This is a genomic window from Bradyrhizobium sp. BR 1433 (assembly GCF_051547665.1).
GTDB classification, from domain to species: domain Bacteria; phylum Pseudomonadota; class Alphaproteobacteria; order Rhizobiales; family Xanthobacteraceae; genus Bradyrhizobium; species Bradyrhizobium australafricanum.
In genome coordinates, this window is record NZ_JBPUGG010000001.1 from 2,771,559 (window position 1) to 2,793,687 (window position 22,129).

Annotated in this window: 23 protein-coding genes; 13 read left to right on the forward strand and 10 right to left on the reverse strand. The window is 65.1% G+C overall.

Annotation, left to right across the window (positions count from 1 at the left end):
• Window positions 1-33: 33 nt before the first annotated feature.
• On the forward strand, window positions 34-1,566 hold the full coding sequence (locus tag ACSKB9_RS13825) for a lysozyme inhibitor LprI family protein (protein ID WP_438073776.1): 1,533 nt from the start codon (window positions 34-36) through the stop codon (window positions 1,564-1,566).
• 273 nt (window positions 1,567-1,839) lie between these two features.
• Here the strand turns inward: ACSKB9_RS13825 and ACSKB9_RS13830 are convergent, their stop codons facing one another.
• Window positions 1,840-2,592 carry a Crp/Fnr family transcriptional regulator gene (locus tag ACSKB9_RS13830; RefSeq protein ID WP_438080191.1) on the reverse strand — a complete coding sequence of 251 codons (753 nt, stop codon included), beginning with the start codon at window positions 2,590-2,592 and terminating at the stop codon, window positions 1,840-1,842.
• 139 nt (window positions 2,593-2,731) lie between these two features.
• Here ACSKB9_RS13830 and ACSKB9_RS13835 point away from each other — a divergent pair, with 139 nt between their 5' ends.
• Window positions 2,732-3,163, forward strand: a complete 432-nt coding sequence (locus ACSKB9_RS13835; protein WP_438073778.1) for a hypothetical protein — start codon at window positions 2,732-2,734, stop codon at window positions 3,161-3,163.
• A 119-nt stretch (window positions 3,164-3,282) separates the two neighbouring features.
• The gene (locus tag ACSKB9_RS13840) at window positions 3,283-3,732 is read left to right on the forward strand and encodes a DUF4864 domain-containing protein (RefSeq protein ID WP_438073780.1); all 450 of its coding nucleotides are present in this window, start codon (window positions 3,283-3,285) and stop codon (window positions 3,730-3,732) included.
• Here ACSKB9_RS13840 and ACSKB9_RS13845 read toward each other — a convergent pair.
• From ACSKB9_RS13845 to ACSKB9_RS13855, 3 genes are all read right to left on the reverse strand, one after another.
• Window positions 3,695-4,864 (reverse strand): MFS transporter, encoded by a 1,170-nt coding sequence (locus tag ACSKB9_RS13845; protein ID WP_438080193.1) that lies wholly within the window; start codon window positions 4,862-4,864, stop codon window positions 3,695-3,697. The genes ACSKB9_RS13840 and ACSKB9_RS13845 overlap by 38 nt on opposite strands.
• Before the next feature lie 190 nt (window positions 4,865-5,054).
• A protein-coding gene (locus tag ACSKB9_RS13850; RefSeq protein WP_438073782.1) for an IS630 family transposase occupies window positions 5,055-6,016 on the reverse strand; the annotation gives its coding sequence in 2 pieces (ribosomal slippage) (window positions 5,055-5,677 and window positions 5,677-6,016; 963 coding nt in all).
• Window positions 6,017-6,117: 101 nt separating this feature from the next.
• Entirely contained in the window at window positions 6,118-6,453 is a 336-nt protein-coding gene (locus tag ACSKB9_RS13855) for a hypothetical protein (protein ID WP_438073784.1), read from the reverse strand.
• A gap of 397 nt (window positions 6,454-6,850) precedes the next feature.
• Between ACSKB9_RS13855 and ACSKB9_RS13860 the strand changes: the two genes are divergently transcribed.
• From ACSKB9_RS13860 to ACSKB9_RS13880, 5 genes are all read left to right on the forward strand, one after another.
• Window positions 6,851-7,480 carry a DUF1326 domain-containing protein gene (locus ACSKB9_RS13860; RefSeq protein ID WP_057015186.1) on the forward strand — a complete coding sequence of 210 codons (630 nt, stop codon included), beginning with the start codon at window positions 6,851-6,853 and terminating at the stop codon, window positions 7,478-7,480.
• Window positions 7,481-7,524: 44 nt separating this feature from the next.
• Entirely contained in the window at window positions 7,525-8,298 is a 774-nt protein-coding gene (locus ACSKB9_RS13865; protein ID WP_438073786.1) for a DUF2182 domain-containing protein, read from the forward strand.
• 658 nt (window positions 8,299-8,956) lie between these two features.
• Window positions 8,957-9,253: a hypothetical protein gene (locus tag ACSKB9_RS13870; RefSeq protein WP_438073788.1), complete on the forward strand. Its 297-nt coding sequence runs from the start codon at window positions 8,957-8,959 to the stop codon at window positions 9,251-9,253.
• 405 nt (window positions 9,254-9,658) lie between these two features.
• The gene (gene flhA, locus ACSKB9_RS13875) at window positions 9,659-11,791 is read left to right on the forward strand and encodes a flagellar biosynthesis protein FlhA (RefSeq protein WP_225160586.1); all 2,133 of its coding nucleotides are present in this window, start codon (window positions 9,659-9,661) and stop codon (window positions 11,789-11,791) included.
• Window positions 11,792-12,174: 383 nt separating this feature from the next.
• Window positions 12,175-12,375 carry a hypothetical protein gene (locus tag ACSKB9_RS13880; RefSeq protein WP_092090232.1) on the forward strand — a complete coding sequence of 67 codons (201 nt, stop codon included), beginning with the start codon at window positions 12,175-12,177 and terminating at the stop codon, window positions 12,373-12,375.
• 282 nt (window positions 12,376-12,657) lie between these two features.
• Here ACSKB9_RS13880 and ACSKB9_RS13885 read toward each other — a convergent pair whose 3' ends face one another.
• From ACSKB9_RS13885 to fliI, 4 genes are all read right to left on the reverse strand, one after another.
• A complete protein-coding gene (locus ACSKB9_RS13885) occupies window positions 12,658-13,626 on the reverse strand; it encodes an anti-sigma factor (protein ID WP_310881914.1) in 969 nt (322 codons plus the stop codon).
• Window positions 13,627-13,629: 3 nt separating this feature from the next.
• Window positions 13,630-14,175, reverse strand: a complete 546-nt coding sequence (locus ACSKB9_RS13890; protein WP_028335734.1) for a sigma-70 family RNA polymerase sigma factor — start codon at window positions 14,173-14,175, stop codon at window positions 13,630-13,632.
• 211 nt (window positions 14,176-14,386) lie between these two features.
• Entirely contained in the window at window positions 14,387-14,806 is a 420-nt protein-coding gene (fliJ, locus tag ACSKB9_RS13895; protein WP_016848565.1) for a flagellar export protein FliJ, read from the reverse strand.
• 108 nt (window positions 14,807-14,914) lie between these two features.
• A complete protein-coding gene (fliI, locus tag ACSKB9_RS13900) occupies window positions 14,915-16,240 on the reverse strand; it encodes a flagellar protein export ATPase FliI (RefSeq protein WP_028335735.1) in 1,326 nt (441 codons plus the stop codon).
• 366 nt (window positions 16,241-16,606) lie between these two features.
• On the opposite strand from fliI, the gene ctrA reads away from it, so the two are divergent.
• The 5 genes from ctrA (at window position 16,607) to ACSKB9_RS13925 (ending at window position 19,846) form a co-directional block, all read left to right on the forward strand.
• Window positions 16,607-17,308 carry a response regulator transcription factor CtrA gene (gene ctrA / locus ACSKB9_RS13905; RefSeq protein ID WP_016848562.1) on the forward strand — a complete coding sequence of 234 codons (702 nt, stop codon included), beginning with the start codon at window positions 16,607-16,609 and terminating at the stop codon, window positions 17,306-17,308.
• 167 nt (window positions 17,309-17,475) lie between these two features.
• Window positions 17,476-17,880 carry a DUF350 domain-containing protein gene (locus ACSKB9_RS13910; RefSeq protein WP_438073794.1) on the forward strand — a complete coding sequence of 135 codons (405 nt, stop codon included), beginning with the start codon at window positions 17,476-17,478 and terminating at the stop codon, window positions 17,878-17,880.
• A gap of 16 nt (window positions 17,881-17,896) precedes the next feature.
• Window positions 17,897-18,331 (forward strand): hypothetical protein, encoded by a 435-nt coding sequence (locus ACSKB9_RS13915; RefSeq protein WP_438073796.1) that lies wholly within the window; start codon window positions 17,897-17,899, stop codon window positions 18,329-18,331.
• 105 nt (window positions 18,332-18,436) lie between these two features.
• Window positions 18,437-18,658, forward strand: coding sequence for a hypothetical protein (locus tag ACSKB9_RS13920; RefSeq protein WP_304496725.1), 222 nt, complete (start codon window positions 18,437-18,439; stop codon window positions 18,656-18,658).
• Window positions 18,659-18,691: 33 nt separating this feature from the next.
• Window positions 18,692-19,846, forward strand: a complete 1,155-nt coding sequence (locus ACSKB9_RS13925) for a glutathionylspermidine synthase family protein (RefSeq protein ID WP_438073798.1) — start codon at window positions 18,692-18,694, stop codon at window positions 19,844-19,846.
• Window positions 19,847-20,033: 187 nt separating this feature from the next.
• Here ACSKB9_RS13925 and ACSKB9_RS13930 read toward each other — a convergent pair whose 3' ends face one another.
• Together ACSKB9_RS13930 and ACSKB9_RS13935 are read right to left on the reverse strand one after the other, a co-directional pair.
• Complete coding sequence (locus tag ACSKB9_RS13930; protein WP_438073799.1) at window positions 20,034-20,906, reverse strand: CheR family methyltransferase; 873 nt, start codon at window positions 20,904-20,906, stop codon at window positions 20,034-20,036.
• On the reverse strand, window positions 20,903-22,069 hold the full coding sequence (locus ACSKB9_RS13935) for a protein-glutamate methylesterase/protein-glutamine glutaminase (protein WP_310880167.1): 1,167 nt from the start codon (window positions 22,067-22,069) through the stop codon (window positions 20,903-20,905). Before ACSKB9_RS13935 ends, ACSKB9_RS13930 begins: the two co-directional genes overlap by 4 nt.
• Between the last annotated feature and the right edge of the window lie 60 nt (window positions 22,070-22,129).

The window sequence follows — 22,129 nt, forward strand, 5'->3', positions numbered from 1 at the left end:
GGGCCGCATGGCGCGGCCGTGCGGGTGACGTCGATGCCTTGCTCTCCACGGTTTGCGGCCGCCGTCGCGGCCATCGCGGTCCTTGCATCCGGCCCGTCCGTTGCGTTGGACGATGATCTGCGGGCATCAAGCAGCGGGCCGACCGCGATCAGGCTGTGCGGCGATGGCGGCGACGGCACGATCAAGATCGCGGACTGCAGGAAGGCCGGCACCGACAGGCTGGTGACGCAGATCGACAGGGCGTTCGACGTGGCGCTCGGCAGGATGCCGGCGAACGTCAAGCCGCTCTTGAAGCGCGACCAGGCCTGGTTCAACGAGATGATCATCGACGCCTCCGAGGTGCTGGCCGATAGCGACGCGGACGAATTGAAGGAGAGTTTTGCGCAAGCCTTGCGGCGCCGCGCCGCCGCGCTTGAGGGAATGGCATCCGGCCGTCCCGGCTTTGCCGGCAACTGGGTCAATGCCTTCGGCAACATCACGCTGACGCCTGCCGACGGCAGCGCCTATCGCCTCGCCGCCGATCTGCGCGGCGACTATGGCGGCGACCGCAGGCGAAGCTGCAAGCTCACCGCCGACCTGAAGCCTTCGGGGAGTGGCTGGCTCGCCGGCACCGTGGTGATCAATACGGATACGGCGGCCGACAAGCCGAAAGCCGACGCAGCGGCCGCTGCCGCCAGGCCGCCGTCAGTCAAACTCCGCCGCCAGGGCGAGACCTTGCGGATCGTCGGCAGCATCGACGACGAGGAGTGGCACGGCTTCGCCGACTGCTCGTCGATGTGGCAGGTCACCGGCAGCTATTTTGCCGCCGGCAAGGATACGGCATCCGACCGGGCGGACACCGCCTTCGTCGTCCCGACCTTCGACTGCACCAGGCCGGAGACGGCGACCGACGAGGAAATCTGCGCCGACCCTGATCTGGCCGACAACGACCGGCGGCTGAACCGCGCCTGGAAGGCATTGCAGCCGCACCTCGACGAGACGACGCGGCGCGCGCTGATCGACGATCAGCGCAGCTGGGTGAAGAGCCAGACGCAGCAATATCCCGAATTCCTGCACCCGGCCTGGAACAAGCAGAGCTCCCAGGTTCACTTCACCGTCGATGCCCGCGACCACGTCGACGAATTGCAGCGCGAACGCCTGGCGCTGCTCAAAGGCTTTGACGACAAGCGCAGCGGGCTTGCCGGCATCTGGCTCGCTCATAACGCCATCATCAAGATCACCACCGAGAGCAACGGTACCTTGAAGGCGACGGGATGGAAGTGGGACCAGGGCGACTGGAAGGCCGGCTGCGACTACGAGATGACGGGCAAGATCGTCGGCGGCACGTTCCGCTCCGACGAGCAGCGCAAGAACCCCGACACGCTCGAGCGCGACCACGCCATGCTGATCGTCAACCGGCAGGACGATCTGTTCGCGAAGACGCGCTACTCGAACAAGGACGGCACCGAGAGCAAGGACGCCGACGAAGCGAAATGCAAGCGCCGGCTCGACAACTCCTCGACCGCGCGGCTGTTTCCCGCCCGCCCCTCGCCGGACACCGATAATTTCAAGGCCTCGATCAGATAGAGCGTCTTCAGGCGAAGTGGATACCGGTTCGCGTGACGAAAACGCGTCAAGACAACAATCCAGAGAGCCATTCCGATTCAATCGGACCGGAATGGCTCTGATCACACGACACCCCACGCAATAACGGCGGCAATGGTGGCGAACATCGCTGTGACCGCGATCATGACGAGGATGGTGTCGAGAGGCATGGGTCGTCTCCTGCATGTGATGGAGAGACCTAGCGCGCCTGCGCGCGCATCGCCTTGTGCTGGATCAAAACCCGACGCCGCGGCGTCAGCTCGCGCCGCTCAGCTTGAGCCGTTCGAGGTCGAGCAGCCGCACGCCATCGGGCACGATCAACACCACCTTCTCGCGCGCAAGGCGGGTCAGCGTGCGGCTCACCGTCTCGATGGTGAGACCGAGATAGTCGGCGATGTCCTGCCGGCTCATCGGCAGCGGCACGGTGACAGACACGCTTCCGATCCGGGCGTATCGCGTCTGCATGTGGAGCAAGAATGCAGCGATCTTTTCCTCGGCACGGCGCCGTCCGAGCAGCAACATCTGGTCCTGCGCCAGGCTCGACTCGTGCCCCGCGAACTCATGCAGGCGGCGCAGCAGATGCGGCTTGCCGTCGACATAGGCGAGGAACGCCGATCGCACGAAACGGCAAACCGCGACGTCGTTGACCGCCTCCGCGGTGACGCCGTAGCGGTCCTGCAGCGCAAGTCCGAGGAAGTCGCCCGGCAGCGCGAAACCCACGATCTGGCGGCGGCCGTCGGGCAATGATTTGTAGAGCCGCACGACGCCGTCGGTGACATTGAACACGCTGCCCGCCAGCGCACTCTGCTCGAACAGCGTCGTTCGCGCCGGAACCTGCTTTGCCTGGCTGATCCGGTCGAGCTCCTCGAGCTCGGACGGCTCCAGCGCAGCGCAGACGCTGAACAGTCTGACCTTGCAGTCCTCGCAGCCATTCGTGGCGCGGCCGTGCCTGCAGTCGGAACGCGTCGCGCCTGCACACGAATCCTGCAGCGGCTCGGCAATGCTCATGGCTTCGGGTGTCCGCATGGCTAGGTGCTTCACACTATCAACCCCGATTTGATCTGGATCAACCGCCAACGGCATTGATGCAGATCAATGCTGCGCCGCGCTTTCCCCAGCAGTTTCGCCATCATCGGGGAATCCGGCGATGAACGAGCAATTCCAGGCACTTCCGATCGACCATCAGCATGCGATCGTGGCCTATCCGCTGGTGTTCATGCATGATGCCAGTATTACCACGGATCAATGGCTGCGGTTCGTGCGCCGGCGCTGCCGCGGCAGCTCGCCCGAGACCGGGCTTATCGCGATTCGCGATCGCCGCGGCGTGATCCATGCCCTGTTCAGTTACCGCATCGACAACGACCTGCGCGTCCGCAAGCGGCTCAGCATCGGCGACCTGATCGTCGCGCATCTGCCCGGCTCGCGCATCGACGACGCGGTGTCGAACGTCATCGCCGAGGTTTCGGCGCAATACGATTGCCAGATCGTCACCATCGAGCAGCCATTCGCAACGCGTCATGCGCGGCACGCCGGATGCCCGACTGCCGAGGCGCTGCGGCACCATCGGCGCGTCAACTGACATCGCGCTGCGTGGTCGTTCGGAGCCAGCCGCCGAACGCGCCTGCTCCGTTGCCGCCGTGGTCGCGCGGGAGTAGCCTTGCGGCGACTGGAAGGTCCGACTGTCGACGCTGCCACCGCATGCGCATCATCGTGATGTTCGTCGCTATTCTGCTCGGCTCGCTCGCTCCCGCAGCGGCCGACGACGTCGGCGCCGCGCAGGCCGTGATCCGCGCGCAGGAGCAGGCGTTCGGCCGCGACGACGCCGCGGCGGCCTATTCGCATGCCGCGCCGGCGATCCGGCAGATCTTTCCGCAAGCCGACATCTTCATGTCGATGGTGCAGAGCCAATACGCGCCGGTCTATCGGCACAGAAGCTTCGAGTTCGGCGAGGCGCGCAGCGACGGCGACCGGATCGCGCAGCGCGTCCATATCGTCGACGCCAATGGCGAGGCGTGGGAGGCGCTCTACACGCTGGAGCGGCAGGCCGACGGCAGCCTGAAGATCACCGGCTGCTCATTGCTCAAGGCCGGCCAAGCGGTGCGATCGAGAATTACGCCAGCGCCACCCGCTGCCGCGAGCGCATCATGAGCAGCAGAATGATGCTGACATTGAGCAGGTTCCAGGCGAGGCCGTTGGCGAAGGCGGCGGCATAGGAGCCGGTGGCGTCGAAGATCACGCCCGAGATCCAGCCGCCAAAGGACATGCCGAACACCGAGGCGAAGATCACGATGCCGATCCGCGTCGCGGCCTCCGACGCCGGCATCGCCTCGCGCACGATGATCGCGTAGCTCGGCACGATGCCGCCCTGGAACAGGCCGAACATCGCCGAGATGATGTAGAGCGAGGTCAGGCTGTCGAAGAACAGATAGAACAATAGCGCCGCGCCTTGCGCGATCGAGCCGATCAGCAGGGTGCGGATACCGCCGATCCGGTCGGCGAGGAAGCCGGAGCCGATCCGGCTGATGATGCCGAAGCCGAGCATCAGCGACAGCATCTCGGCGCCGCGCGCCACGCCGTAGCCGAGATCGCCGCAATAGGCGACGATATGGACCTGCGGCATCGACATCGCCACGCAGCAGGAAATCGACGCGAGCGACAGGATCACGGTCAGCGCGTTGGTGGAAAGCTTGAGGTCGACCCGGGGCGGTGCCGCGTTGCCATGGCTGCGCCTGGTCGCCGCGCCCATCAACACGCGCAGCACCATGAGTGCAAGCAGCATCGAGATCGCGGTGAAGATGCCGATTGCAATATGGGTGGTGCGCCAACCGACACTCTGCATGCCGAAATTGACCAGCGGCGGCCAGACCGTACCGCCGACGTAATTGCCGCTCGCGGCGATCGCGACCGCGAGGCCACGGTAGCGCTCGAACCAGTGCGACGCCTCCGCCATCAACGGGCCGAAGGTCGCCGCCGACGACAGGCCGATGGCGAAATGCAGCAGGATGAAGGCCCAGATCGACGGCGCGTAGCCGGCGCCGACATAGCCGAGGCCGAGGATGCCGATCCCGGCGCCGATCGCCGCGACGATGCCGTAACGGTCGCTGATCTTGCCGGTCACGACCTGGCCGAGGCCGAAGCCGAGCATCACCATGGTGAAGGCGAGCGAGGCCGTTCCGCGGGTCGCGCCGAAGTCGGTCTGCACCACCGGCAACGCCACCACGACCGACCACATGCCGACGCTGCCGAGCGAGCCGATCACCACGGCCACGACAAGGCGCAGCCATGCCCGGCGCGAAGTCGGGAATGAACGTAGCGACTTCAGGGGAATATTCAGAAGAAATTACCACGGCAGGCGGAACTTCGTCGGCATTTGCCTCCGGGTCAAGCCACATTGCCGAGAGATTAGGCATGCGCCAGCAAGGGGACGCCGCCCCTTGAAACGGCACGCTCCGCGGCGGATTCGCGCGCTGCTAGAGCGTTAGCCGATCAGGTTGCAAGTAGCCCGCGGCGATGAAGTAGTTTGTGGATTCCGTGGGCGTGTAGGTGTCGATGATGCGCCCGACAGCATCCCAAAGGCCGCCGACGGTGCGTTCGGCGGCCTTCCGCAGATTTGCTTTGAGCTTGGCGAAGGCATTCTCGATCGGATTGAGGTCGGGACTGTCGGGCGGAAGATAGAGAAGCGTAGCGCCGGCCGCCTCGATCATCTCACGTATGCGGGGCCCTTTGTGGCTGGAGAGGTTGTCCATGATGACGATGGCGTGGTCTGGCAGCTCAGGAATGAGCACCTTTTCGACATAGGTCTCAAAGGCGTTGCGGTTGATGGGGCCATCGAGCACCCAGGGCGCGATGATGCCGCGTGTGGTTAGAGCGGCTACGCAGGTAGTTGTTTTCCAGTGGCCGTGAGGAACGCTGGCCCGCAGACGTTCTCCGCGCTGGCAGCGGCCATGGGTTCGCGCCATGTTGGTCGACGCCCAGGTCTCGTCGATGAAGACGAGCCGATCCCGGTCGAGCTTGCCCTGGCTCTCGCGCCAGGCCTCGCGTCGCTTCAAGACGTCCGGGCGATCCTGCTCTGAGGCATGGGCGGTCTTTTTTTACGCGTGATCTTGTGGCGCTCGAAGAAGCGGCGGATCGTGCCATAGCCAAAGGACAGGCCTTGTTTGCTCAAGCCGTCACGCAATTCCTCGATGGTGATATCCGGCGCCGTCTCGAGCAGAGCCATGATCGTCGCCTGATGAGTATCAATCCGGTGGGACTTGCGGTCGCCGCCCTGAGCCCTCGGCTGGGCATCGCCTTGCTCCCGCTCGCGCGTTCGCCAGCGGCTTACGCTTGCCGCGCTGACGCCAAATCGCTCGGCAGCCTGCCGGCCTGAAATGCCACTCTCAATACAGGCAAGCACACGTTCGCGAAGATCCATCGACAGCGGTTTCGCCATGCCCGCCGGCCTCCAGCTCCGGCGACCAGCTTGAATCACCAAAACGCTGATTTGTGAATCCCCAACGATTCAGTCAGATCGGCCAACGCTCTAGCGTCGCATCAATTCCCGAAGTTCGGGTCCTGCGACTGGAACGGGCCGCATTCGGCGCGTTTCGCAAACCGCTGATCGAAATCGACCGTGCCCCCGCCCACCGGAATCTGCGTCGGCGGCAGTCCCCTTGTGTACTGGTCGACGGTCACCGTCTTCTTGTCCGCGCTCATCGTGACGCGAACCGGCTCAAGCGGCTTGCCCTTGTTGGCCTCGGTCAGGTCGAGCGCGTAGTAGCCGATCACCGTCTGGCCGGCGCGCAGGCCTTGGCCTGCCAATGCAACCGATAGCGGTAGATAGACCTCCATCCTGACGCCTTCGCCGTCGCACGCCAGCATGCGCATCATGGCGGCGTCGCTGGCCCGGAGGCTTTGCGGCAGCGCCCGTCGCGACGGAAAGGGTGACAGCCGCGACAGCCCCGAAACCACCAATCCAGGGTTTGCCGATCGTTGCCGCCGCACGGTCTCCTTGGCTTGTCATGGATCCCCCGACACGAAGCGACTTGCTCGGTATTTCGTCTGACGTCGAGGCTTGGACGTTCAAATCCCGGTCCGTCCTCCCTCCCCGATCGGCGCCTCCGTGCGCCGCCGCGGCGATGTTTGCGCGATCGGGCGTCAGCGCTTCCTGTACCGCCGGACCGGTTGCTGCTATGATCCCGGCCTACTTGAACTGATCCGGTTTTTTTGAAGCGGAAGGCATTCTGAAGCGCTGCATTGATCACCGACAGTCATATGGAGGTTTGCCATGGCTTCTGACTGGCGTCTCGAAGGCGAATGGATCAAGAACTGCAATTGTGCATTTGGCTGCCCCTGCGATTTCAATGCGCTGCCGACGCATGGTTCCTGCAAAGGCATGGTCGGCATGCGGATCACCAAGGGGCATTTCGGCAGCACCAAGCTCGACGGCCTGGTGTTCGCGGCAACCGTCGACTTTCCCGGCGCGCTGCACGAGGGCAACGGGCAGATGCAGCCGATCATCGACGAGCGCGCCACGGCGGAACAGCGCGAAGCACTGTTCAACATCCTATCCGGCAAGAATTCGGCCGAAGGCACGCTGTTCCAGATCTTCAGCCTGATCGTAACCAAGATCCATGATCCGGTGTTCGTGCCGATCGAGTTCTCCTTCGACAAGAATGGGCGCGTCGCCAAGCTCGTCGCCAAGGGCGTGCTGGAGACCGAGGTCGAGCCGATCAAGAATCCTGTCACCGGCACGCCGCATCGCATCCAGGTCGTGATGCCGGAGGGGTTCGAGCACAGGGGGGCCGAGGTGGCCTCCTCCAACATCCGCTCGACCGGGGCGATCAAGTACGAGACCAAGGGCTCGCACAGTTCGCTCGCCAACGTCGTGCAGACGCCGGACGGCGTCGCGGCCTGACACAGCCGGGCGCGGTTCGGCCGTTCGGCTGCTGGGATCCCAACATGAGCGAGACATCGGCGCTCGAAAACGTCCTGCGGCATGACCGCCTGATCTTTGCAGGCGGCATCGCCGCGGTGATGGCGCTGGCCTGGGCCTATCTCCTGGCCGGCGCCGGCATCGACATGAGCATGGCTGATATGCCGATGGATCCGACGCCATGGACGCCTTCCTATGCCGTGCTGGTGTTCGTCATGTGGTTGACGATGATGGTCGCCATGATGATCTCGAGCGCCGCGCCGATGGTGCTGCTGTTCGCCGCCCTGAAGCGCAAGCAATCGGCAACGCCCTCTCCCTTCGCTGAGGCCTGGATCTTCCTGTGCGGCTATTTCGTGATCTGGGCCGGCTTTAGCCTCGCCGCGACGCTGGCGCAATGGCAACTCGACCTCGCCGGCCTCTTGTCGATGGCGATGGCTGCTACCAGCGCGACGCTCGCCAGCGGCGTCCTGCTGCTGGCCGGGCTCTACCAGTTCACGCCGCTCAAGCGCGCCTGCCTGCGCTACTGCCAGAGCCCGGTGCTGTTCCTGAGCCGGCACTGGCAACCGGGCACGGCCGGTGCGCTGCGCATGGGGCTGCGGCACGGCCTTTACTGCCTTGGCTGCTGCTGGTTCCTGATGGCATTGCTGTTCGTCGGCGGCGTGATGAACCTGCTCTGGATCGTCGGCATCACCGTCTACGTCGCCTGCGAGAAGCTGCTCCCGGTCGGCCACCGCCTCAGCTATGCCGCCGGCGCCGCGTTGATTGTGGCGGGACTGATCGTGCTCGTGCATACGACTTGAGAAAGTGTCCGGACGTGTAGGAATATCGATCGCGCGACGGCGATCATCCTGTCGAAGAAGATTGAAAGCAGTGCGAGCTGGTTCACACTTGCCATTCGTCATCCGTGCCAAGATCGTTCGGACGGTGGATTGTGCGTCGCAGGCCGGCAGCGCTGCTTGTGACGGAACTGACGAGCGACAGACGCTCGCGTGCTGGCGTCAAGCCAGATGCCCCACGCCCCCGGCCGTCGCGCCGAGAGAACCGCATGCATTTCATCGGAGGGTACATCATGCATACCTTGCCCGCAGAATGGCTACCCGTTTCAACTGCGCCAGCAGACCGGGATCTCGAAGTCTGTGTCCTGGACTATGATGGAATGGTCCATGCGCTCGTGTTCCCCTGCCACAAGGACGGCGCCGACTGGGTCGTTGGTTCAAATGACCACGTCCATGTTCAACCGACGCATTGGCGCAGTTGGACTGAGCCCGCCTAAAGCGGGCCCATGCACCGCCGGGCGGACCCGGCGCAGGGCCGCCGGGGACGCTCCATGGCGCCCGGACGAGTTACCGCCATCGCGCCGCACGGGCACGAGCCCCGGTGCGGCGTCAATCTCGCGCCAGCCCATGAAATCGGCTAGACTTGTCGCGTGAGGTTCAAGGGTGGGCCAGGAGGCTCGTCATGGAATCACACGTGGTCCCTTTCGAAAATCGCTGGACCAACGGCAAGCATGCCTGGGAGTGGCATTGCGAGCTCGAGCGGCTGGGCGTGCCGACGGTCCGGACGATGTATTGCGAACATGAGACGCACCATCGCAAGGAGAAGGCGGTGGTGTTCGACATCCCTGCGGGCTTTGTCCACGATTGGCTGGCCTTCCACGACCGGCGCGCCGCCCGGCAGCAGTTCTTGTGGCGCGCCAGTGTCATCACGCTCGGCATCATCGCCGCATCGGGCGTCGTGCTCGGTGCGCTCAGATAGAGGCCGCAAGGCCGGCGGCCTCATCCGTGGCCATCCTTCGAGACGCCCGCCTTTGGCGGGCTCCTCAGGATGACGCGTTGTTGCGGGCAGAATCCGCGTCTGGACCCTCATGGTGAGGGCGGCGCATCTCGACCACGAGGCCCTCTCACCCCTGCTTCCGGCCGCGAATCCCCCTGCCGGCGCCTGCGACGACCCGTGCGGTCGCGCGAAAGCCCTTATTAACCCTTCGCTAACCATACACCCGGCAAGAATTGCCGAGTGAAGTCGAGTGTCGTCGAACGCGTCTAACGGGCGGAGATCCCCGTGAACGCCAGCGCGGTGCCTCACTTTCGGAACGGCGGCCCTGCGGCCGTCGCGCAGACGCTTGGCGGCCGCAGCCGCCAGTCGCGGGGGAGAGCGGCTACCATGGTCGACATCACGGCGGGTCAGGGCACGGCAGGCAAGAGCGGATTGCCGAGCCTCGGCGAGATCGGCGACATCTTAAAGCGCGGCGATATCGCGCTGGCGATCGGCGTCCTCACCATCCTGGTGGTGCTGATCCTGCCGCTGCCCTCGATCGTGCTCGACCTTTTCCTGGCGGTCTCGATCACGGTCTCGATCCTGATCCTGATGACCTCGCTGTTCATCCAGGCGCCGCTGGAATTCTCGTCGTTTCCGACCATCCTGCTGATCTCGACCATGCTGCGGCTGTCGCTGAACATGGCCTCGACCCGGCTGATCCTGAGCCACGGCCATGAGGGCACGGCGGCCGCCGGCCACGTCATCGAGGCGTTCGGCAACTTCGTGATGGGCGGCAACTTCGTGATCGGCATCATCGTGTTCGCGATCCTGGTGATCGTGAACTTCGTGGTCATCACCAAGGGCTCGGGCCGCATCGCCGAAGTCGCCGCACGCTTCCAGCTGGACTCGATGCCCGGCAAGCAGATGGCGATCGACGCCGACCTCTCCGCCGGCCTGATCGACGAGAAGGCCGCCAAGGAACGCCGCAAGGCGCTGGAAGACGAGAGCGGCTTCTTCGGCGCCATGGACGGTGCCTCGAAATTCGTCCGCGGCGACGCCATCGCCGGCCTCCTGATCGTCGGCATCAACATCGTCGGCGGCATCATCATCGGCGTCGCCCAGCAGGGCCTCTCCTTCAGCGAAGCCGCCCGCACCTACACCGTCCTGACGGTCGGCGACGGCCTCGTCACCCAGGTGCCTGCGCTGATCGTCTCGACCGCCGCCGGCCTCCTCGTCTCCAAGGCCGGCATCACCGGTGCCGCCGACAAGGCGCTGATGCGCCAGCTCTCCGGCTATCCGCAGGCGCTCGGCATGTCGGCCGGCGTGATGCTGGTGCTGGCGCTGCTGCCGGGCATTCCGACGCTGCCGTTCCTGGCGCTCGGCTCCGGCGCCGCGGTGCTGGCCTGGAACGCGCGCAAGCAGAAGCGGGCTGCGAAGGCGGCCGAAACGGCGGCAGCCGCCGCCCCGGCTGCAGCCGCGGCCGCCGCCGCTGCAGCCGCGGAGGAGCCGATCGCCGCCGCGCTCAAGATCGACGACCTCAAGATCGAGCTCGGCTACGCGCTGCTGCCGCTGGTCAACGGCCCCGACGGCACCGACCGCCTGACCGAGCAGATCAAGGCGCTGCGCCGCTCGCTGGCCATCGAGATGGGTTTCGTGATGCCGGCGGTGCGCATCCTCGACAACGTCCAGCTCGAAGCCAACAGCTACGTCATCAAGATCAAGGAAGTCGACGCCGGCACCGGCAAGATCTGGCCGAGCCAGTTCATGGTCATGGACCCCGCCGGCAACCAGGTGCAACTGCCCGGCATCCACACCATCGAGCCGACCTTCGGCCTGCCGGCGACCTGGGTCGACGCCGGCCTGAAGGAAGAGGCCGCGCTGAAGGGCTACACCGTGGTCGACGCCGCGACCGTGCTGTCGACGCATCTGACCGAGCTGCTCAAGACCAACATGGCGGACCTGTTGTCCTACGGCGAGGTGCAGAAGCTCTTGAAGGACCTGCCGAAGGAGCAAGGCGAGCTGATCAAGGACATCGTGCCGGGCCAGGTCACCGTGTCGGGCATCCAGCGCGTGCTGCAATTGCTGCTCGCCGAGCGCATCTCGATCCGCGATCTCTCGACCATCCTCGAAGGCATCGCCGACGCGCTGGCGTTCTCGCGCAATCCGGCCACCATGGTCGAGCACGTTCGTGCCCGGCTGGCCCGCCAGATCTGCGCACAAAACACCTCGCCGAATGGCTATTTGCCGCTGATTGCGCTGTCGGCGCGCTGGGAGCAGGCGTTTGCGGAGTCGATCGTAGGCACCGGTGACGACCGCAGCCTGGCGATGCAGCCCTCGAAACTGTCGGAGTTCATGACCGCCGTGCGCAACGCCTTCGAGCAGGCGGCGCGCGAGGGCGAGGCGCCGGTCCTGGTGACGTCGGCCGCGATCCGACCGTTCGTTCGCTCACTGGTGGAACGGTTCCGCTCGCAGACCACCGTCCTGTCGCAAGCCGAGATCCATCCCAGGGCCCGGCTGAAGACGGTCGGCAGCGTCTAGAGCCTGTTGTTCCGGAGCGTTTTCTGCACGGGACGGGCGTCCAGCTCGCGCGAAAACGCGCTAGCGGCCGCAAATCACTTGGGTTTTCGTCTGTGCTTTCTCGCCACAGGCAACTGATTTATGCGGACAGGTCCGGAACGGCCCTATCTGGGATGCAGCATCCCAGCACAATCTCAACCAACTGATATTAAATAGCTTTAATGCGCTTTGGATTACCAAAGGGTCATTTTTGATCGCGCCCGATCACGTCTCATCACGGCCTTGTGATGACCTCTAGGGAACGGAATCGGCAAATCCTACGTTAGCGGGGCACGAGACGTTGAACCGGACAACAGACCGAACCGACAGATTTACTGAGAGCAGGAAGGCGGCAGGAGACTTCCATGAACCACTCGATCTACAGCGCCGATCGTATGACGCATCTGAAGATTGTGGTTGTGGCGTTGTTCGCCGGTATCCTGGTCGCGGGCTTCGGCATCGCGGCACATAATTCGTCGGATGAGGGATACACGCAGACGGCGCGGGTCATGAAGGCCGGCAAGCCGGTCGCGATCACCAGCACCAGCAACTCGCTGGTCCGCTAACAGGAGAGTTTCACGAATTCACGTAGTGTTCTTTACAGCCCCCCAAAGTCGCTGCGTGGATATTTAAGACCCCCAACTACCCCCAAGTTGACTATCGAAAACGCCCGCTCCCCACGGGCGTTTTCTTTTTTGCGCGGGTGGCCGACGCGACGTCCTATCTACGTCATTGCGAGCGCAGCGAAGCAATCCACTGTCACCGCTCGTGCGGAAGGATGGATTGCTTCGCTGCGCTCGCAATGACGGACGGCCACCATCGGCAACCTCTGACGATGGGCGGCTGGCCTATCGCGGCGGCGAAGCCGACGCGCCCGGCACGGTCTCGATCAGCTTGCCGGTGAAGATCGGCGCCGAGGTCGGCTGGCCGTTCGGTGAACCGCCGGCCTGCTCGACGGTCACCGCATAGGTGGCGCCGTTGATCACGTCGGAATCGTAGCCCGACAGCACCGGCCGCGCGGTGAAATCATCGGCGCCGATCACGCCGAGCGAGCGCGGCTGCGGCAGCTTGTCGGAGATCAGCCAGAGCTCGAAACTCCTGCCGGGCTCCGACGGGGCGCCGACCTTGCGGACGGTGAAGTTCTTGGTGGCGCCGTCGATGGTCATGATGAAGGCAGGCCCGCCATTCGGCCCCTGCAGCAGCGCGACATATTGTGCCGACGGCGTCAACGCCGGCGCCGGCGTCTTCACTTCGACGGTCTGGATGCGCGGCTTCGGCCGGATCGCATTCGGCAGAGCGTCGGGCTTGTAGATCTGCAGGCCGAGCGTCACCAGCAGCGCGGCCGCGATCGCGGTCGCGGCCGACGCGATGCCGCGCCAGCGTTTCACGCGACCCGTCAGCGCGGTCACGTTGCGTTCGTCGAAGATGACCCGCGGCGGTCGGGCCTCGGGCAGCCTCCGGGGCTCGGGCGACTGCGCAGGCTCCGGATCGAACGCCGAGCCGAATTCGGGATCGTCCGTGATTGGCGAAGGCGGCGGCGTCTCCGTCGTGGCCGGCGTCTCGGGCAGCACCAGCGGCGCCTGCGGCGCGCTCGTGGGGCCGATCGCCGCCTTGATGTTGTCCCAGACCACCGGACGCGGCTCGACCAGGCCGACCATCTGATTCAGCGGCCCGAGCCTGAACTGCCAGGCCTGCACCAGCGCTGCGAACTCGCTGTCGACGGCCATCATGGTCTCGACCTGCGCGCGCTCCTCGGCATCGAGCGTACCGAGCGCATATTCCGCGGCGAGCGCGATATGGTCTTCGCTATAGGCCATCGATCAGAGTCCAAGACACTCCCGGATATCCATCAGGCTGCGGCGCAGCCAGGTCTTCACCGTGTTCACCGGCGTCTCGAACTTTGCGGCGAGCTGCTCGCGGCTCCAGCCGTTGTAATAGGCGAGCAGCACGAGTTTCTGACGATCCGGCTCCAGACGACCGACGCACTCCAGCAATCGCTTCAACTCTTCCGTCATCTCCCGTCGCGCCAGCGGATCGGGCTGGTCGGCTGCGACCTCCATCGCCGCCGGCTCTTCCTCCAGCGAGGCCTCGCCGCGCTTGCGCACCACGTCGATGGCGCGGTTGCGCGCGATCGACGTCATCCACGTGATCGGGGACGACAGGGCTGGGTTGAACTGCCCGGCGCTGTTCCAGATCTTGACGTAAGCCTCCTGAATGACCTCCTCGGCGAGGTCCTGTCGCCGCAAGATACGGAGCACGACGCCGAAGAGTTTCGCGCGGGTCGCGGCGTACAGCCGCTCGAAGGCGGCCTCATCCCCCTTGGCGACGGCGGCGATCAGCCAGACCAGCTCAGCCGGCGTCAGCATCTTGCGCCCTCCAAGCCCCGATCCCCCATCGCGTCATTGCCACCGTGCTGCCGATCATCCGTCCTGACCGGTGGTAGCATATTTTGGGACACCACGATCCGCCAAGGGGCTAACAAGTGGCCGGCAAGTCGGCGGCTTGTGGACAGCGCCCAGCAAAAAGCCCGGGCGATCGGCCCGGGCTCTCAATCTGGTCAGCGGAGGGAGCGAGGGTTCAGGCGATGACGCCGAGACGGGCCCGCATCAGGCCGATCGAATCCATGTCGGCTTGTTCGCGAGCGCTCTCCTCCGCGCGTTCGCGCGCCTGGTCGCGCTCGTCGAGCAACTCGACCTTCTTCAATTCCTCGAATGCCTCCGACAGCAGCGCCTTGGCGTCGTCCAGCTGGGCGCGCAGTTCGTCGGCCGAACGGGTCAGGTTCTCGCGGCGCTGGATCGCGGCCTTGGCATAGGTCGGATAGGCGAAGTGCGTGGGGTCGTTGATCCCGGCGCGCTCCTGCTCGGTCTGGATCTCGCGCTCGAGCTCGACCGACATGCGCTGGAAGTCGGCGATCATGCCTTCGATCTGGGTAACCCGACGGCGCTTCTCGTCGACCTGAAATTTCTTCAGACGGATCAGCGTTTCACGTGACTTCATCGACTCATACTCCCCAGAAGTCCCAAATCTGAACGCGGGACAGAGCCGGCTCCCCGCTGGGCCCCGCCGGCATAGCTATGGTGTGCCGGCGATGATGGCCTGACAAAGTTAGCGTTCCGTTTCCAAACCCGACAGGATTTGAGCCAGTTGCCGGTAGCCGTCGGGAAGGCTGGTGGACTCGTCCTTGGCCTGGCGCAGGTAGGCCTCGAGCGGCTCATGCAGCCGGATCGCCTCGTCGACCTCCGCGCTGGAACCCGGCCGGTAGGCCCCGAGCCGGATCAATTCCTCCATGTCGGCATAGGTCGCCATCACCTGCCGCGCCTTGTTGATGTAAGGCAGGAAGTTGGGGTCGGCCGACCGCGGCATGGTGCGCGACACCGACTTGAGGATATTGACCGCGGGATAGCGGCCGCGCTCGGCGATCGCCCGCTGCATCACGATATGGCCGTCGAGGATGCCGCGCACCGCGTCCGCGATCGGCTCATTGTGATCGTCGCCGTCGACCAGCACCGTGAAAATCGCGGTGATGGTGCCGTCGCCGGTGCCCGGCCCTGCCCGCTCGAGCAGCTTCGGCAATTCGGTGAACACGGTCGGCGTGTAGCCCTTGGCGGTCGGCGGCTCGCCCGCCGAGAGGCCGATCTCGCGCTGCGCCATCGCAAAGCGCGTCACCGAATCCATCAGGCACAGCACATCCTGGTCCTCGTCGCGGAAATATTCCGCGATGGCGAGCGTCAGATACGCCGCCTGGCGCCGCATCAGCGCCGGCTCGTCCGAGGTCGCGACCACTACGACCGAGCGCGCCAGCCCCTCCTCGCCGAGATCCTCCTGGAGGAATTCCTGCACCTCGCGGCCGCGTTCGCCGATCAGCCCGATCACCGAGATCGCGGCATCGACGTTGCGCGCCAGCATCGACAGCAGCACCGACTTGCCGACGCCGGAGCCGGCGAAGATGCCGAGCCGCTGGCCGCGGCAGCAGGTCAGGAACGTATTGAGACCGCGCACGCCGAGATCGAGCGGCGGGCCGACCCGCTTGCGCGAATGCGCCGGCGGCGGCGAGTTGCGGTAGGACATCGGCGAGGCGCCCTGCACCAGCGGGCCCTTGCCGTCGATCGGCTCGCCCATCGCGTTGACGACGCGGCCGAGCCAGGCCGGCGACGGCCGCACCTGGCTCGCCGCATTGGCGATCACCGCGCGGCAACCGCGCCTCACGCCATCGAGCCCGCCGAACGGCATCACCACCGCGTTCTCGCCGGAGAAGCCGATCACCTCGGCGGGGATGAAGCGGCCCGCGCCGACGTCGATCACGATGCGGGCGCCGACCGACATCGCGTGAATGGGGCCCGCGATCTCGACCATCAGCCCGCGGACGCCGACCACGCGGCCATAAATATTGACGCCGTCGATGTCGCCGATCTGCTCCGCGAGCGCCTTCATTGCGAAAACCTTAAGTTTCCGCTTTTTTGCTCCGGCCGCTTAACTTCGTGTTTACCCGCATCATTAATCATTGCGTCACTGTCTTTGGTGACTGAGGTCGCTTGCCCATCAGAAGAAGGGCGAGTCGCGAGAGTCGGTTAGGCCCGTCTCTTAATGTGGAAACTGAACGGACGCGGTTAGGAAAAGCTTCTTCTACGCAATATCTTAGGGCGATTCGACAAAAATTGCACGGTTAGAGCTTGCGCGGGGAATCAGTTTTTGTTAACCATATCTCGTCAGGATCCAAATCAGTTGTTCAAAGGCGTTTTGTGAGTGCCGCAAGTGCGGCCGACCTGACGCCCGGAGCGGCGACTATAGGGGACTGGCATGCGCGTTTTGCTGATTGAAGATGACAGCGCCGTCGCGCAGTCGATCGAATTGATGCTCAAGTCCGAGAGTTTCAACGTCTACACGACGGACCTCGGCGAAGAGGGCGTCGATCTCGGCAAGCTTTACGACTACGACATCATCCTTCTCGACCTCAACCTGCCCGACATGTCCGGCTACGACGTGCTCAAGCAGCTGCGGGTGTCGAAGATCAAAACTCCCATTCTGATCCTCTCCGGCCTCGCCGGCATCGAGGATAAGGTCAAGGGTCTCGGCGTCGGCGCCGACGACTACATGACCAAGCCCTTCCACAAGGACGAGCTGGTCGCCCGCATCCACGCGATCGTGCGCCGCTCCAAGGGTCACGCCCAGTCGGTCATCCAGACCGGCGATCTCGTGGTCAATCTCGACACCAAGACCGTCGAGGTCGGCGGCCAGCGCGTGCACCTGACCGGCAAGGAATACCAGATGCTGGAGCTGCTCTCGCTCCGCAAGGGCACCACCCTCACTAAGGAAATGTTCCTCAACCATCTCTATGGCGGCATGGACGAGCCGGAGCTGAAGATCATCGACGTCTTCATCTGCAAGCTCCGCAAGAAGCTCGCCAACGCGTCCGAAGGCCGCAACTTCATCGAGACCGTGTGGGGCCGCGGCTACGTGCTGCGTGAGCCGCACGAGGCCGACGAGCGCATTCCCGCCTGACCTTCTGGGCCCGCAGAGAACCGCAAGGTTCGCTCCTTTCGACCTGAACCCCGCCGCAAATGGCGGGGTTTTTGTTTGGGATTGAACCGGCTGTCGGCATGCGCCGACCAAGGGAACGTGCAATCCTGCCTCGCGCGAATCCCGACGAACTCCCGGACCGCCCCGACATGATCCTGCAATCCCTCGCCGGCCTGCCGGCGTTCCTGGTCTATTTCTGCACGGCGCTGATCGCCGTGGTCGCCTACCTCTTCGTCTACACGCGCGTCACCCCGCATGACGAATTCCAGCTGATCCGCGACAACGATCCGGCGGCGGCGATCGCGCTGGGCTTAAGCCTGCTCGGCTTCGTGCTGCCGGTGGTCAGCGCCATCGCCCATTCCGCCAATGTGGTGGACTGCCTGATCTGGAGCATCATCGCGCTGATCGTGCAGATCGTCGTCTATTACATCGTGAAGATCCCGGTGCCGAACCTGTCGGGGCGGATCGCCTCCGGCGAAATGGCGCCGGCGATCTGGCTCGGACTGTCCTCGCTGGCCGCAGGCGCGCTGAATGCGGCCTGCATGATCTACTGAGCCGTTGAGCCAAAGCATGGCGCGCAAACCGAACCCGGACTTCGGCAAACGGCGACCGGTCGTGCCGGCGGTGCCCACGCCGCCGCGGCCGGATGCGCCATCCAAGCGCTCCAACCACGTCGCTCTGCTCTTGATGGGCACGCTCGCGGTCGGCGGCAGCGCCTACGCGCTGATGCCGCGGCCGAATTGCCAGCCGGTGCCGCCGACGCCGCCGGGCGTCACCGCACCGGGCGTCACCACACCGGTCCCGCCACAACCCGGCGTCGACTGCACGGCGCGCAGTTCGTCGTCCGGATCGGGCGGCAGCAGCGGCTCGTCGCGCAGCAGCTTCTACAGCGGCAGCTCGTCGTCGAGCGGCACCTCCTCTTCCTCGAGCTCGTCGTCAAGCTCGTCGGTGAGCCGCGGTGGCTTCGGTTCATTCGCGCATGCGTTCGGCTTTAGCGGCGGCTGATGCATGTTGCCGTGTCATCGCCGTGTCATCGCGCTTTCGCTTGCCCGGCGAACGCAGCTGATGGAAACTCCGCGCTCCGCAGACGGCAAGGCAGGGATTGCGTCCATGAAACGCTCGCGCCGCGTATGGCTGAAATTGATGGGAAGTATCGCGATCGGCGCGGCGTCGATCGGCCTGACGACAAGCCATGCCCGCAGCCACCATCACCACGCAGGACACGACGCGAAGCGAAAGTCCGCGGAACGGTCGCCCTCCGGCGGCTTCGGCGGCGCGCCGCGCACCATCGCCCGCTACGGCGACGACGACCCGTCGCATGGCGGAAGCTGACACCAGGCTGACGAGCGAGCGCGGTTTCCCCTCATGCAACGCATCGCATGCCTCGAACGCGACGATTGGCGGACGACCGCCGAGAATGCCGGCTTCACCTTCCACACCATCGACGGCGAACGGTACTGGGACGAGCGCGCCTATTACGCCTTCACGCTGGACGAGATCGAGCGCTCGATCGAGGCGCCGACCGGCGAGATCGACGCGATGTGTCTCGAGCTCGCCGGACGCGCGGTCAGGGATGAGCGCTATCTGCGTCGGCTGAAGATACCGGAGGCGTTCTGGGATCTGATCGCGGCAAGCTGGCGCCGCAACAATCCGAGCCTGTACGGCCGGCTCGATCTCACTTTCGACGGCCGTGGCCCGGCCAGGCTGCTCGAATACAATGCCGACACGCCGACCTCGATCTTCGAGGCCGCGGTGTTTCAATGGACCTGGCTCGAACAGGCGATTGCGCGCAACATCATCCCGAAGCGCGCCGACCAGTTCAACTCGATCCACGACCGGCTGATCGAGGCCTGGAAGAGGATCGGCGCGACCCACCCGCTGCATCTCACCGGACTGACCGGAAATCCCGAGGACGCCGGCACGCTCGCCTATCTCGAGGACACCGCGGCGCAGGCCGGGCTGAAGACCACGCTGCTCGACATCGAGGAGATCGGGCTGCGCGAAGGTCAGTTCGTCGACCTCGACGAACGCCCGATCGCACTCGCGTTCAAGCTCTATCCGTGGGAATGGATGTTCCACGACGCGTTCGGCAAGAACCTTTCGAGCGCGCCGACGCAATGGATCGAGCCGCCATGGAAGGCGATCCTCTCCAACAAGGGCATCCTGCCGCTGCTCTGGGAGATGTTCCCGAACCACCCCAATTTGCTACCGGCCTATTTCGAGGACGACCCGCAGGCCGCCCAGCTCGGCACGTCGTTCGTGCGCAAGCCGATCTATTCGCGCGAGGGCGCCAATGTCGAGCTGGTCAGCGCCGGCATCACGCTGGTCGCCGAGCAAGGCCCCTACGGCGCCGAAGGTTTCATCCGCCAGGCACTGGCGCCACTGCCGAATTTTTCCGGGCAGTATCCGGTACTCGGCAGCTGGCTGGTGGACGGCACGCCCTGCGGACTCTCGATTCGGGAAGACGAGAATCCGATCACCGGCAACACCTCGCGCTTCCTGCCGCACGCGATTCTGTAGTTCATGAACGTTGGACCGAACGCGGCTCTGTCGCCGTCATCCCCGCGCAAAGGCTTCGCCTTTGTCGCTGGAGGTGCGAGCCCTTGCGAGCCTCGAAGGATGCACGGCCCGGCTGGCGGTCGTCGACCCTTCGAGACGCCGCTTCGCGGCTCCTCAGGGTGACGGAGTTAAAGCGGGGGATCTCGTCTCACCGCGCAGCGGACGCAACCGCCTTGAGCACATGCAGCGCGGCGCCAGCGCGCGCGACCGGCGCAGTGTTCGGCTGATAGAGCCCGCGCCGGTCGGGATAAGGCCTGAACAGGTTCGTGATGCCGACCACGGATTCGGCCGCGCCAAGCGCCAGCACGCCGTCGGGCTCGAGCATCCGGGCTACCTTGCCGAAGATACCGGCCTTGGTCTGCTGATCGAAATAGATCAGCACGTTGCGGCAGAAGATCACGTCGAAGGTGCCGAGATGCGACAGGTCCTGCAACAGATTGAGCTGGCGGTGCTGCACCATGCCGCGGATATCGGCGTTGAGCTGCCAGAGCTCGCCCTTCTGCACGAAATACTTGACCAGCAGCTGGATCGGCAGGCCGCGCTGCACCTCGAACTGGCTGAACAGGCCGGCCCTGGCCTTTTCCAACACCGCCTGCGACAGGTCGGTGGCGATGATCTCGATCCGCCAGCCGGCAAACAGCGCGGTCATCTCCTTCAGCAGCATCGCGATCGAATACGGCTCCTGCCCGGTCGACGACGCCGCGCACCAGATCCGCAAGCTGCGGCGCGCGGCGCGCGCCTGCGCCAGCGCGGGCAGCACCGCTTCCTTCAGATGGTCGAACGGGATCTTGTCGCGAAAGAAGAAGGTCTCGTTGGTGGTCATCGCTTCGACCACCTCCGATGTCAGCAGCTCCGCGCCGCCCTTCATCCGCTGTATCAGCTCGGGAATCCCGGCGAGGTTCGACCGGCGCGCCAAGGGCAGCAGGCGGCTCTCGACCAGATACTGCTTGTCGGCGGAGAGATCGAGGCCGGAACGCTCTTTCAGCAGCTTACGCAGATACTCGTAGTCCAGCGGCGTCACGAACGGTCTCCCGCAAATACCCGAACAAGCTTCGGTGCGATCTGATTGAGCGGCAGCACCGCGGCGCAGATGCCGGCATTGACCGCAGCACCGGGCATGCCCCACACCACGCTGGTCGCTTCGTCCTGGGCGATCACGCTGCCGCCGGCGGCGACGATGTCCTTGCCGCCGCGCATGCCGTCGGAGCCCATGCCGGTCAGGATCACCGACATGATGCTGCCCTGCCAGACATCGATCGCGGAGGTGAACATCGGATCCACCGCGGGCTTGCAGAAATTGACCGGCGGCCCGTCATCGAGCGCGATCGTGGCATCGACGCCGTGGCGGGCGACGCGCATGTGGCGCCCGCCGGGCGCCAGATAGATCTGGCCCGGCTTGATGCTCTCGCCGTCGATCCCCTCATGCGCCGGCCGCTTGCTGGTGCGTGCCAGATGCTCGGCGAGAATGGTCGTGAAGGTCGGCGGCATGTGCTGGGTGATCAGCACCGGGAAGCGATCGATCACCGGGCCGATCTCGGCGACCAGCGTCATCAGCGCCTGCGGGCCGCCGGTCGACGAGCCGATCAGCAGCACCTTGGGCGGCAGCAGGCCGAACGAACGGCGCGTGGCCTGGGCCGGCGCTGTGTGCGCAGCAGCGGGCGCCAGCGGACGCGGCCTGTCATGACCGGGCGCAAGCGGCGGGCTTGCCGTCGAGTGCACCGGGTTGCGCCGCGCCTTGGCGCCGAGATGACGGATCTTCTGGATCAGGTCGTGGCGGAAGGTTTCCGCGGCGGTGGCCTCGCGCGTGCTTTCCGGTTTCGGAATGTAGTCGGACGCACCGAGCGAGAGAGCCTTCAGGCTGATCTCCGCGTTGCGGCGGGTCAGCGTGGAGGCCATGATGACGACGAGATCGCGCTTCTTCGCCAGCAGCTGCGGCAGCGCCGAGATGCCGTCGAGGTCGGGCATCTCGATATCGAGCACCGCGACATCGGGGTTGATGCGTTCGAGCTGGTTGACGGCGTCGAGGCCGGTGCGCAGCGAGGCGACGACTTCCATGTCGGGCTCGGCGCCGATCCAGCGCGAGATCATCCCGCGGATCACCACGGAATCGTCGACCACCATCACCCGCACCTTGTCGGAACGGGTCGATGTCGGGACCGCAGTACTTGTCAACGCAACACTCATGACTTCACCAGCGACGCAACACGACGCACAACAACCGTTGAGCCGAAGGCTTCTGCCGCC